General features: G+C 60.3%; 9 protein-coding genes and 1 pseudogene. 6 read left to right on the top strand and 4 right to left on the bottom strand.

The window, feature by feature from the left end:
- The first annotated feature begins 25 nt into the window (after positions 1–25).
- From ACQ4WY_RS10780 to ACQ4WY_RS10760, 5 genes and pseudogenes are all read left to right on the top strand, one after another.
- The gene (locus ACQ4WY_RS10780; RefSeq protein WP_436503972.1) at positions 26–1,105 is read left to right on the top strand and encodes a sigma 54-interacting transcriptional regulator; all 1,080 of its coding nucleotides are present in this window, start codon (positions 26–28) and stop codon (positions 1,103–1,105) included.
- Positions 1,083–1,694 carry a 1,6-anhydro-N-acetylmuramyl-L-alanine amidase AmpD gene (gene ampD / locus ACQ4WY_RS10775; RefSeq protein WP_436503971.1) on the top strand — a complete coding sequence of 204 codons (612 nt, stop codon included), beginning with the start codon at positions 1,083–1,085 and terminating at the stop codon, positions 1,692–1,694. The genes ACQ4WY_RS10780 and ampD overlap by 23 nt, the downstream gene beginning before the upstream one ends.
- Before the next feature lie 392 nt (positions 1,695–2,086).
- Entirely contained in the window at positions 2,087–5,038 is a 2,952-nt protein-coding gene (locus tag ACQ4WY_RS10770) for a ribonucleoside-diphosphate reductase subunit alpha (protein WP_436503970.1), read from the top strand.
- A gap of 118 nt (positions 5,039–5,156) precedes the next feature.
- Positions 5,157–6,308, top strand: coding sequence for a ribonucleotide-diphosphate reductase subunit beta (locus tag ACQ4WY_RS10765; protein WP_034780261.1), 1,152 nt, complete (start codon positions 5,157–5,159; stop codon positions 6,306–6,308).
- Between the two features lie 509 nt (positions 6,309–6,817).
- Positions 6,818–7,646, top strand: a pseudogene (locus ACQ4WY_RS10760) (ribonucleotide-diphosphate reductase subunit beta); the annotation flags it as partial.
- 719 nt (positions 7,647–8,365) lie between these two features.
- On the opposite strand, the gene ACQ4WY_RS10755 reads toward ACQ4WY_RS10760, so the two are convergent.
- Together ACQ4WY_RS10755 and ACQ4WY_RS10750 are read right to left on the bottom strand one after the other, a co-directional pair.
- Complete coding sequence (locus tag ACQ4WY_RS10755) at positions 8,366–9,088, bottom strand: hypothetical protein (RefSeq protein ID WP_436503969.1); 723 nt, start codon at positions 9,086–9,088, stop codon at positions 8,366–8,368.
- Positions 9,061–9,489 carry a hypothetical protein gene (locus ACQ4WY_RS10750; RefSeq protein ID WP_436503967.1) on the bottom strand — a complete coding sequence of 143 codons (429 nt, stop codon included), beginning with the start codon at positions 9,487–9,489 and terminating at the stop codon, positions 9,061–9,063. Before ACQ4WY_RS10750 ends, ACQ4WY_RS10755 begins: the two co-directional genes overlap by 28 nt.
- A gap of 253 nt (positions 9,490–9,742) precedes the next feature.
- Between ACQ4WY_RS10750 and ACQ4WY_RS10745 the strand changes: the two genes are divergently transcribed.
- A complete protein-coding gene (locus tag ACQ4WY_RS10745) occupies positions 9,743–10,276 on the top strand; it encodes a YggT family protein (RefSeq protein ID WP_353660007.1) in 534 nt (177 codons plus the stop codon).
- 49 nt (positions 10,277–10,325) lie between these two features.
- Here the strand turns inward: ACQ4WY_RS10745 and ACQ4WY_RS10740 are convergent, their stop codons facing one another.
- Both ACQ4WY_RS10740 and ACQ4WY_RS10735 read right to left on the bottom strand, forming a co-directional pair.
- Positions 10,326–11,264, bottom strand: coding sequence for a carbohydrate kinase family protein (locus ACQ4WY_RS10740; protein WP_436503966.1), 939 nt, complete (start codon positions 11,262–11,264; stop codon positions 10,326–10,328).
- Between the two features lie 11 nt (positions 11,265–11,275).
- The gene (locus ACQ4WY_RS10735) at positions 11,276–12,499 is read right to left on the bottom strand and encodes a DUF3426 domain-containing protein (RefSeq protein ID WP_436503965.1); all 1,224 of its coding nucleotides are present in this window, start codon (positions 12,497–12,499) and stop codon (positions 11,276–11,278) included.
- Between the last annotated feature and the right edge of the window lies 1 nt (position 12,500).

Genomic DNA, 12,500 nt, shown 5'->3' with positions numbered 1-12,500 from the left:
CCGCCATTGCAGAAAGGCGCGTCCCATGTCCAGCCACAGCCTCAGCCCGCATACAGTGAACTCCGCCGGCATGCCGCCGGCGCCGCAACTGAGCGGCAACTCGCTGCCCATGCAGGCGCTGCGCGCGCAGATCGGCCGCATCGCCCGCTGTGGCGCGCCGGTGGCCATCCGCGGCGAATCGGGCACCGGCAAGGAACTGGCGGCGCGCGCCATCCATGCACAAGGCGCGCGCGCCAGCTTCCCGTTTATCGCCGTCAATTGCGGCGCCATTCCCGAAGCGCTGATGGAAGCGGAATTCTTCGGCTGCCGCCCGGGCGCCTATACGGGCGCGCTGCACGAGCGCCAGGGCTTGTTCCAGGCGGCACACGGCGGCAGTTTGCTGCTCGACGAAGTCGATGATCTGCCGCTGGCCATGCAGGTGAAGCTGTTGCGCGTGCTGCAGGAGCGCCGCGTGCGCAAGCTGGGCGGCAGTACTGACGAGGCCATCGACGTGCGCATCCTGTGCGCCAGCCAGCATGGCCTGGCGCGCGGCGTGGCGGCCGGCACGTTTCGCCAGGACCTGTTTTACCGCCTTAATGTGATCGAGCTGGCGCTGCCGCCGCTGCGCGAGCGGCGCGGCGATCTGCAGGTATTATGTGAGGTGATCCTCGCGCGCCTGTCGCCAGGCCGGGCCGTGAGCCTGGCGCCGCCGGTGCTGGCGGCCCTGGCCGCGTATGCGTTTCCCGGCAATGTGCGCGAACTGGAAAACGTGCTGGAGCGGGCGCTGGCCTTTGCCGACGGCGGCGTGATCGCGCCCGACGGGCTGGCCTTGCCGTCCGCTGCGGGCGCCATGCCGTTGCGGGCGGCGCCGCCACTGCCGGCCGTGCCGGAGCGGCAACTGTGCCTGCCCGGCATGGCGCCGCATGGCGTGGCCCACGTCCTGCCGCTGGACGTGTACTTGCGCCAGGCCGAGCGCGACATGATCATGCTGGCGCTGGTGCAGGCGCGCTACCACCGCGCGGGGGCGGCGCGCCAGCTGGGCCTCAGCGTGCGCCAGTTGCGTTACCGCATGCAGAAATTGACGATACAGGAAGCCTTACTTGATGAGCGCATGGACGATAGATGAAGACGGCTGGTGCGACGGCGCGCTGCGCTATGACTCGCCATACCAGGATGCGCGCCCTGACGGTGCGCAAGTCGATTTGCTGGTGATCCATAATATCAGCTTGCCGGGCGGCCACTTTGGCGGACCGCATGTGTCGGACTTGTTTACCGGCCGGGTAGATTATAATGCCGATCCTTCTTTCGCCGACCTGCGTGGCTTGCAGGTGTCGGCGCACTTTTTTGTGCGGCGCGATGGTGCGCTGTTGCAATATGTTTCTACTGATCAACGTGCCTGGCATGCGGGCGTGTCCACCTTCGAAGGACGCCCGCAGTGCAATGGCTATTCCATCGGTATCGAAATGGAAGGCGCGGACGATGTGCCCTTCCAGCGGCGGCAATACCATGTCCTAGCGGCGCTGACGGCGGCGCTGGTGACGCGCTACGGGCTGTCCCAGGTACGCGGCCACGAGCATATTGCGCCGGGGAGGAAGACGGATCCGGGGCCGTTTTTTGACTGGCATTTTTATCAAGTATGCTGGCAGGAAACCCTGCGCGGGCAAGCTGCGTTAGCGCTTACTTCGCGGGGATTGGGCTTTCCATCCATGCCCTGAAAAGTCAACCGAAATCGTATATGAAAATACAAAAAATTACGCTGACGGATGCCGGAAAACTATTGCATCGCCCTTCGATGGGCACTACAATTAGTGTGGAAGTTGGATGTAAAGACTATATGTAGTGCCATCACAGACGTTTTCAGAATTATTGTCAAAGCTACCCGGATTGCTGATAAAGCACTGGAACTGGCGGTTTATCACCCTTGATCGTGTTTCGCGCCAGCCGGGCAGTGCGGTGTGGCGATATGGATACTGACACTGTTTTATGCATTATAAATTCATTATTTAGCAACAAATACCTGAAGAAACCCTGACCATCGGGCGTTCTATTCAACAACACACGCGGCAGCAAAACTGCAGGCTGACTTTAGCTGACAACGGGAGCTTCAATGCAATCACCACAAGATATTTCCATCCATCCAACGCCAGTATCGCCAGCGCCAGGCGCGGCCAACAGCGTAGCGAGCACGGGCGCGGCATTGGGCGACTATCGCATCATCCGCCGCAACGGTGCGGTGGTGGCATTTGAGCCTTCGAAGATCGCCATCGCCATGACCAAGGCGTTTTTGGCCGTTAACGGCGGCCAGGGCGCAGCCTCGGCACGCATCCGCGAACTGGTGGAACAGCTGACCGACGGCGTTGTCGCCGCGCTGGTGCGTCGCCATCCGGGCGGCGGCACCTTCCATATCGAAGACGTGCAAGACCAGGTGGAACTGTCGCTGATGCGTTCGGGTGAGCACGACGTGGCGCGTGCCTACGTGCTGTACCGCGCCAAGCACATGGAAGAGCGCCGTCTGCAGAAGGAAGCGCAAGGCGCTTCCGCGCAAGTTTCCGCACCACAATTAAATGTCACCGACAACGGCGTGCGCCGCCTGCTGGACATGCAGGAAGTGCGCGACCTGATCAACGCCGCCTGCGCCGGCCTGGAAAAGCACGTCGATGCCGACGCCATCCTGGCTGAAACCGTGAAGAACCTGTATGACGGCGTGCCCGTCGAAGAGCTGCACAAGTCGGCCATCCTGGCGGCGCGCGCGCTGATGGAAAAAGACCCGGCCTACAGCCAGGTCACGGCCCGCATCCTGCTGCACACGGTGCGCAAGGAAGTGTTCGGCAAGGAAGTGCCGCAAGCGGCCGCTGCCGCCGAATACCTGACGTATTTCCCGCAATACATCGCCAAGGGCATCGCCAACGACCTGCTGAACCCGGTACTCGCCAGTTTCGACCTGGAGCGCCTGGCGAAAGCCATCGTGGCCGACCGCGACTTGCAATTTGGCTACATCGGCCTGCAAACCCTGTATGACCGCTACTTCCTGCACATCCATGACGTGCGCATCGAAATGCCGCAAGCGTTCTACATGCGCGTGGCCATGGGCCTGTCGCTGAACGAGGCGGACCGCGAAGCGCGCGCCATCGAGTTCTACAAGCTGCTGTCCTCGTTCGACTTCATGAGCTCGACGCCGACCCTGTTCAACTCGGGCACCCTGCGCTCGCAGCTGTCGTCGTGCTACCTGAGCACCGTCTCGGATGACCTGGAAGGCATCTACGACGCCATCAAGGACAACGCCTTGCTGGCCAAGTACGCCGGCGGCCTGGGCAACGACTGGACGCCAGTGCGCGCCCTGGGCGCCCACATCAAGGGCACCAACGGCAAGTCGCAAGGCGTGGTGCCGTTCCTGAAAGTGGTGAACGACACGGCCGTGGCAGTCAACCAGGGCGGCAAGCGCAAGGGCGCCGTCTGCGCCTACCTGGAAACCTGGCACATGGACATCGAGGAATTCCTCGACCTGCGCAAGAACACGGGCGACGACCGCCGCCGCACGCACGACATGAACACGGCGAACTGGATTCCCGACATGTTCATGAAGCGCGTCATGGAAAAAGGCGAGTGGACCCTGTTCTCGCCATCCGAAACGCCGGACTTGCACGACCTGGTCGGCAAGGCCTTTGAAAAGGCCTACCTGGGCTACGAAGCCAAGGCCGCCGCCGGCGAAATACGTTCGTTCAAGAAGATCGCCGCGCTGGACCTGTGGCGCAAGATGCTGTCGATGCTGTTTGAAACGGGCCACCCATGGATCACGTTCAAGGATCCTTGCAACATCCGCAGCCCGCAGTCGCACGTCGGCGTCGTCCACAGCTCGAACCTGTGCACGGAAATCACGCTGAACACGGGCCCTGATGAAATCGCCGTCTGCAACCTCGGTTCCGTGAACATGCCGGCGCACATGAAGGAAGGCAAGCTCGATCACGTCAAGCTGGCCAAGACCATCCGCACCGCCATGCGCATGCTCGACAACGTCATCGACATCAATTACTACGCCGTCGACAAGGCGCGCAATTCGAACATGCGCCACCGTCCGGTCGGCATGGGCGTGATGGGCTTCCAGGACTGCCTGCACATGATGCGCATCCCGTTCGCCTCGGACGCCGCCGTGTCGTTTGCCGACACCTCGATGGAAGCCGTGTGCTACTACGCCTACCTGGCGTCGACGGAACTGGCCGAAGAGCGCGGCCGCTATGAATCGTATGCCGGTTCGCTGTGGGACCGTGGCATCCTGCCACAGGACTCGGTCAAACTGCTGGCCGAAGAGCGTGGCGGCTACCTGGAAGTCGATTCCTCGTCGGCCATGGACTGGACTCCGGTGCGCGAACGCATCGCCAAGTTCGGCATGCGCAACTCGAACTGCGTGGCGATCGCCCCGACGGCGACGATTTCGAACATCATCGGCGTATCGGCCTGTATCGAGCCGACGTTCCAGAACCTGTACGTGAAATCGAACCTGTCGGGCGAATTCACCGAGATCAACGGCTACCTGGTGCGCGACCTGAAGGCACGCGACCTGTGGGATGAAGTCATGATCTCCGACCTGAAGTACTTCGACGGCTCGCTGGTGAAGATCGACCGTATCCCGCAAGACCTGCGCGAAATCTACGCGACCGCCTTTGAAGTGTCGCCAAGCTGGCTGGTGGAAGCGGCTTCGCGTCGCCAGAAGTGGATCGACCAGGCCCAGTCGCTGAACATCTACATGGCTGGCGCATCGGGCAAGAAACTGGACGAGACCTACAAGCTGGCATGGCTGCGCGGCCTGAAAACCACCTACTACCTGCGTACCATCGCCGCTACCCATATGGAGAAATCGACCTCCAAGACGGGCGCCCTGAACGCCGTGGCAGTCGATGGCGGCATGTCGGCCAGCGCGCAGAGCGCCCAGGCGGCGGTCGTGGCGGCAGCAGCAGTGGCCGTGGCGCCGGTAGTGGCAGCGGCAGCGGACGACGCCGATGGCGAAGCTTGCTACCTGCGTCCGGGTGATGATGGCTTTGAGGAATGCGAAGCCTGTCAGTAATATTTTAGTTGTCAGCCCAGCGCTGCTGGGCTGATTCAATGTTGTTAATGTCCGTATTGTCCGATTCAACGGGCCTGTTGCGGATCGCCGGCTCGCCGGCATGGAAAGGAAGAAGAATATGTCGTTGTCATGGGATGATGAAACCACGTCGGCAGCTGTGCCGCGTCCGGCGCAGCAAGCGCCACTGGGAAATACCGAATTGAACCTGCCGGCAGGTGCCGAGCCGTCCGAAGCGAACGCCGAGCAAGTGGCGCGCCGCGTGAATGCCGACGACAAGCGCATCATCAACGGCAAGACGGACGTCAACCAGCTGGTGCCGTTCAAGTATAAATGGGCGTGGGACAAATACCTGGCCGGCTGCGCCAACCACTGGATGCCGCAGGAAGTCAACATGCAGCGCGATATTGAGCTGTGGAAAAACCCGAATGGCCTGACGGACGACGAGCGCCGCCTGGTCAAACGCAACCTGGGCTTCTTCGTGACGGCCGACTCGCTGGCCGCCAACAACATCGTGCTGGGCACATATCGCCACATCACGGCGCCCGAGTGCCGCCAGTACCTGCTGCGCCAGGCGTTCGAGGAAGCGATCCATACGCACGCCTACCAGTACATCGTGGAATCGCTGGGCCTGGACGAAGGCGAAATCTTCAACGCCTACAACGAAGTCAAGTCGATCCGCGACAAGGATGAATTCCTGATTCCGTTCATCAACACGCTGACCGACCCTGCGTTTGTCACCGGCACGGTGGAAAACGACCAGAAGCTGTTGAAATCGCTGATCGTGTTTGCCTGCCTGATGGAAGGCCTGTTCTTCTACGTCGGCTTTACGCAGATCCTGGCGCTGGGCCGCCAGAACAAGATGATGGGCGCCGCCGAGCAGTACCAGTACATCCTGCGCGACGAATCGATGCACTGCAACTTCGGCATCGACTTGATCAACACGATCAAGATGGAAAACCCGCAGTTGTGGACGGCCGCCTTCCGCGAAGAGATCAAGGACCTGTTCATGAAGGCCGTGGAACTGGAATACGCCTACGCGGAAGACACCATGCCGCGCGGCGTGCTGGGTCTGAATGCGCCGATGTTCAAGGGCTACTTGCGCTTCATCGCCAACCGCCGCGCGCAGCAGATCGGCATCGAGCCGCTGTTCGCGCAGGAAGAAAACCCGTTCCCGTGGATGAGCGAGATGATCGACATGAAGAAGGAACGCAACTTCTTCGAGACGCGCGTGACCGAGTACCAGACCGGTGGTGCGCTGAACTGGGAATAAACCCCGAAGATGTACGTTGACTGCTTATCAAATGTTTTTGACGAGCAGTCAACGACTAAAGAATTTCACCGTGCAGAGAGGTGAGGTAGTGACTGTCCGCTCAGCAACTTTTGTGAGAGGAAAAGGAAAAACGCCCAGAGAGTTCCCGCTCAATGGACGTTTAGGCAAAAGAAAACTAACTTGGAGCCCTTGTTTTCTCTTGATGAACTACGTTGCTAATGGCTAGCCTCTGGGATTTTAATCTCCCAAAGGTGAGAACGCAAGGAATCAAGTATGTTTTTGGGCTCTATCACTTGATAGAGGCAACAAAAATGAAAAGTTTTTTTCGATGTAAATCGGTTCATGTGAACTCATATACACGTGTTCGTTTCGGTAGGTTTGAAACAGTATGTGCTCACTGGCGTTCTTCACCTAGCTAAAAAGGAAAAGCGGCCTACGGCCGCTTTTCCTTTTTTTGCCAGTTTAAATATGAAAAATTTGGTCTCGAATATTTTAACTGGTTACACCTCCGCCGGGTCAAGCGCAACCTGGGTTACTTCGTCACGGCCGACCCGTCGACCGCCAACAACATCGCGCCGGGCAGCACCCCTACGACGCCACATCACGGCGTCCGAGTGCCGCCAGTACCTGCTGCGCCAGGCGTTCGAGGAAGCGATCCATACGCACGCCTACCAGTACATCGTGGAATCGCTGGGCCTGGACGAAGGCGAAATCTTCAACGCCTACAACGAAGTCAAGTCGATCCGCGACAAGGATGAATTCCTGATTCCGTTCATCAACACGCTGACCGACCCTGCGTTTGTCACCGGCACGGTGGAAAACGACCAGAAGCTGTTGAAATCGCTGATCGTGTTTGCCTGCCTGATGGAAGGCCTGTTCTTCTATGTCGGCTTTACGCAGATCCTGGCGCTGGGCCGCCAGAACAAGATGATGGGCGCTGCCGAGCAGTACCAGTACATCCTGCGCGACGAATCGATGCACTGCAACTTTGGCATCGATTTGATCAACACGATCAAGATGGAAAACCCGCAGCTGTGGACGGCCGCCTTCCGCGAAGAGATCAAGGACCTGTTCATGAAGGCCGTGGAACTGGAATACGCCTACGCGGAAGACACCATGCCGCGCGGCGTGCTGGGTCTGAATGCGCCGATGTTCAAGGGCTACTTGCGCTTCATCGCCAACCGCCGCGCGCAACAGATCGGCATCGAGCCGCTGTTCGCGCAGGAAGAAAACCCATTCCCGTGGATGAGCGAGATGATCGACATGAAGAAGGAACGCAACTTCTTCGAGACGCGCGTGACCGAGTACCAAACCGGTGGTGCGCTGAACTGGGAATAAGCCTTTTTCAGTCAACGCCCAAAAGCGCCGTCATCGTGACGGCGCTTTTTTTTCGCGTGCATGGCGGCGGAAAAATGCGTGCATCATCCCGCCATGCGACGAGGCTTGCGCCAGGATTTTCGCATGCCGCGAATGGCCGTATCGCGCAGCCCAAAAATCATTTCCGGAGACGCTGGCGGCGGCATTTGCCGCGCGATTGTGCGATAGCACGCGTATCGTGCAAAAAAGCGGGCGAAAACGTGTCGTGCCGGTTGCGCATTGACAAGGTTTTCGTGTACTTTATGAGATTGCAAATGCGAGCGTTAGAATGCGGGGTTTTTTAACCAGCGCGGTAGCGAAAAAACCTCGCAAAACAGGGATACAGATTTACACGGATATGCACAAAACCACACCGTTTTCGTCTGCCGCCGTGCCCGAATTTTTTCAGGCATGGCGGTTTTTTATTTGACGCATGGGTGTTGTGGCGAGCGCGATGCGAGGAGCGAAAAAACGCACGGCATCGAAAACGAATGACCGAATTCAGACTTTGCCACCGGCTGCGAGATAAAGCAGGGTGGCACCGACGATGGCTGAAGTGCTGCAAACGTGAGGAGTTGCAGCAGTTCAGCTGGTGCCGAATTCATTAGCGCAAACGACCGTTTGTGCCGATGAATAATTCGCCTGGCCTATCCCTGTGGTGGGTCGGACGGGTTTAAATCTTGTAGCTTAAATTTCTCATCTCAGATGAAGGAGAGACAAATGGCAACAGCCGCTAAGAAATCAGAAGTAAAGAAACCAGCCGCCAAGGCTGCTCCTGCCGCGAAGAAGCCGGCAGCCGCAGCGAAGACGGTTGCCGCTAAACCAGCTGCCAAAGCCGCAGCAAAACCAGCCGCCAAACCAGTCGCCAAAGCCGCAGCCAAGCCTGCAGCAAAAGCGGCTGCCAAGCCAGTAGCGAAAGCCGCAGCAAAACCAGCGGCCAAGGCAGCAGCAAAACCGGCAGCCAAGCCGGCAGCGAAAGCCGCAGCGAAACCTGCAGCCAAGGCAGCAGCCAAGCCAGTAGCGAAAAAAGCCGTAGCCAAACCGGCCGCGAAGCCAGCAGCAAAAGCCGCAGCCAAACCTGTCGCCAAGGCAGCAGCCAAGCCTGCAGTGAAAAAAGCCGCAGCGAAACCTGCAGCCAAGGCAGCAGCGAAACCGGCCGCCAAGGCAGCAGCCAAGCCAGCAGCGAAAAAAGTCGTCGCCAAGGCAGCAGCGAAGCCAGCAGCAAAAGCTGCAGCCAAACCAGCGGCCAAGGCAGCAGCCAAGCCAGCAGTGAAAAAAGCCGCAGCGAAACCTGCAGCCAAGGCAGCAGCGAAACCGGCCGCCAAAGCGGCAGCCAAGCCAGCAGCGAAAAAAGTCGTCGCCAAGGCAGCAGCGAAGCCGGCCGCCAAAGCAGCAGCTAAGCCAGCAGCAAAAGCAGCAGCCAAGCCAGCGGCCAAGGTAGCAGCGAAGCCAGCAGCAAAAGCGGCAGCCAAGCCAGCGGCCAAGGTAGCAGCGAAGCCGGCAGCAAAAGCAGCAGCCAAGCCAGCGGCCAAGGTAGCAGCGAAGCCGGCAGCGAAAGTTGCCGCCAAGCCAGCAGCGAAAGTCGCAGCCAAGCCGGCAGCCAAAGCAGCAGCGAAACCTGCCGCCAAGGTTGCAGCGAAGCCAGCAGCCAAGCCAGCGGCCAAGGTAGCAGCGAAGCCAGCAGCAAAAGCTGCAGCCAAGCCAGCCGCCAAGGTAGCAGCGAAGCCGGCAGCGAAAGCAGCAGCGAAACCTGCCGCCAAGCCAGCCGTAGCGCCAGTCGTGGCAGCCGCACCAGCAGCAGCGCCGGCAGCAGCTCCAGCGGCACCAGCCGCCGTGGCCGCCAAGCCAGCCGCCAAGAAGGCCGCGCCTAAAAAGGCCGCACCGAAGAAGGCAGCTCCTGTCGCCAAACCATCGGCACCTATCGCACCTGTAGCAAAAACCGTGTTGGCACCGGCTGCAGCCTGGCCATTCCCAACCAGCACCCGCCCATCGTAATTCCAACGATACGGGTGCCTGGATGAGGCAACACGCCGCTGTGTGACTCAATCACACAGCGGTTTTTTTTTGGAGAATTAGTCGTGCTGATCGTTATCCTTACATTGATCGTTGATACCATCGCCACCTTGCTGGGCGGCGTGTTGCTGCTGCGCTTCTGGATGCAGGCGGTGCGCGTGCGGCCGCCCTCGTCGGTGGCGCAATTCACGTTTCAATTGTCCGACTGGCTGGTGCGCCCCCTGCGCCGCGTGGTGCCGGGCGTGGGCGGGTATGACTGGGCCAGCCTGATCGGCGCCTTCCTGATCGTGCTGCTGGCCAGTTCGGTGCTGTTTATTTCCGGCCATCCCGTCGAGGTCGTGCTGCTCAAGTCGCTGCAACGCTTCCTGCAATGGATACTCTACGGTTTCATGGCCTTGCTGATCATCGAAGCCATCTTCAGCTGGGTCAACCCGCATGCGCCGCTGGCGCCGTTTGTACGGGCCCTGAACGAGCCGCTGCTGCGTCCGATACGCAAGGTGGTGCCGCTGGTGGGCAGCCTGGACCTGTCGCTGCTGGTGGCGCTGATCTTGCTGCAGATCGCGCAAGTGCTGGTGGGGATGATTATTGTGGTGAGGTAAAGCGAGAAGGTCGGCCTGGCGCTTGGGCGCAAGCCGACCGGACTACATATTAATAGCGGTAGCCGAACGCCGCTTCGAACTGTTCGGCAATGCTTTCGGGCGTAAACACATGGTTTTGCGCGCCCTGGGTGGCGATCTTGATGGCGCCCAGCAGGCTGGCCAGGCGGCCGCTGGTTTCCCAGCCCAGGTCGTTGGTGATGCCGAACAGCAAGCCGGCACGGTAGGCGTCGCCGCAACCGGTCGGGTCCAGCACTTCCTTGGCGGCCACGACAGGAATGTCGATGCGCTTGCCGTCCGTATAGATTTCCGAACCTTTTTCGCCACGCGTGACGATCAGCGCTTCCAGGCGGCTGGCGATTTCCGGCAGGGTCAAGCCCGTACGCTCCATCAACATTTCCATTTCATAGTCGTTGGCCGACACATACGTGGCTTTGTTGATGAAATCGATCAACTGTTCGCCATTGAAACGTGGCAACTGTTGACCCGGGTCGAACATGAAGGGGATGCCCAGCTCGGCCAGGTCAGCGGCGTGCTTGAGCATGCCCTGGTCGCCGTCCGGCGAAATGATGGCGACCTTGGCCGGGCCAGCATTGGCGATCGGGTTTTCATGCGCAAACGACATGGCGCCCGGGTGGAAGGCATTGATCTGGTTATTGTCCGCATCGGCCGTGACGAAGCACTGCGCGTTATAGCTGCCGGCCTTGATCAGGATGTTGGCGGTGGAAATGCCCAGCTTTTGCAGGCGCTCCAGGTAGGCGGCGCTATCTTGCCCCATGACGCCGATGATGCGCGGGTCGCCGCCCAGCATTTTCAGGCTGTAGGCGATGTTGCCCGAGCAACCGCCGAACTCCGTGCGCATGGTGGGCACGAGGAAGGAGACGTTCACCTTGTGCAACTGGTCTGCCAGCAGGGATTCGCCGAAGCGGCCAGGGAATTGCATGATGGTGTCGGTGGCAAGCGAGCCGCAGATCAGCGATGTTTTGGTCATGATAGTGTCTCTTAAGGGTAAAAGATGGCGATATGGTAGCCAGACGCCGTGAGCTGGTCTAATGCAAAATACAGTTTGATGATTTGTTCCGAACGCGGCGCAAACCCTTTGCTCACGTCGACCGTGGCTGGCAGGTAGTCACGCGGAGCGATCACGCGGCGCAAGACCGGCTTGTCGTTGGCGTCGTTGAGTATCAGTTCGATGCTGGGCCAGGCTTGCACGCTGCGGCTCTGGTTGCGCAGCAGCGAGACGTAGGAGAAAGTTTGTTCCTTCAAGGTCTGCAACTCGCCTTGCTCGATGGCCAGCGCCTCGATCTGCGCCGGCAAGTCGACCTGGCAGTTACTGAGCTTGCACAGCGCGACCAGGGTCGGCTTCCACTGTGGAAACTGCGCCGCCAGCGGATTGCGGAAGGTGGTCATCACTTGCAGGAATAACAAAAGCAACAGCACTACCGAGCCGGCTGCCATGGCCACGCGCAAGGCCTTGCCGCTCTGTTCGCGGCGCCGGCCCTGGGTGACGAAGGCCGGCTCATCGTCGGCCGGCGGCAGGACTGGCTCGTCCTGATCGTCGGCTGGATCCGCTGCGATGGGGGCGGCCGGCTGCGGTGTGTCTGGCTGGTCGTCGAGCGTGGGTTCCCGGCGCGCGGGCGCAGGCTTGTCCAGGCTGACTTTTTCGGCTGGGGCTGCCGGGGCTGCCACCGTTTCCAGGTTCGGTTCGCGGCGGCTATCGCGCAAATACGTGGCGAAGGCGGGCGCGTCATCGACCTGGCGGCGCTTGAAGGGCGCCATCGGCTGGGGCAACGGTGATTCGGGCGCCTCTGGCGCAGTTGCTGCAGGCAGTTCGAGCGGTGCGTCGGCCGGTACATCGGCAGGCAGGCTGACGTCGAGGTCCAGCTCGATGTGTTCGCCATCGTCTGCATCGTCCTTGAGCTGCGCCGTTTCCGGCAAGATGCCGAACGGGTCGAACGAGGTGTCGAAATCGAGGGAGTAAATGGGTTCGTCGTCCGTGGTGGACGGCAGGCTGTTGTCGGCCGGGTAACTGGTCGGCAGGGGGGCGGCAGTGCCGGAAGGGGAGGTTAAAAACGGCGATGCCGCGGCCGGATCGACCAGCGCGGCATTGCCGTCAAACACTTCCCTGCACGTGCCACAGCGCACGATGCCCCCACGTAACTTCAATTGGTCAGCAGCGACCCGAAATATCGTGTTGCAATGGGGGCATTTGGTGGCGAGGGCCATT

The sequence above is a fragment of the Janthinobacterium salmonicoloratum genome (assembly GCF_051380845.1).
In the GTDB taxonomy this organism is placed as follows: domain Bacteria; phylum Pseudomonadota; class Gammaproteobacteria; order Burkholderiales; family Burkholderiaceae_D; genus Janthinobacterium; species Janthinobacterium lividum_F.
This window is presented reverse-complemented; position numbering and strand designations above follow the sequence as displayed.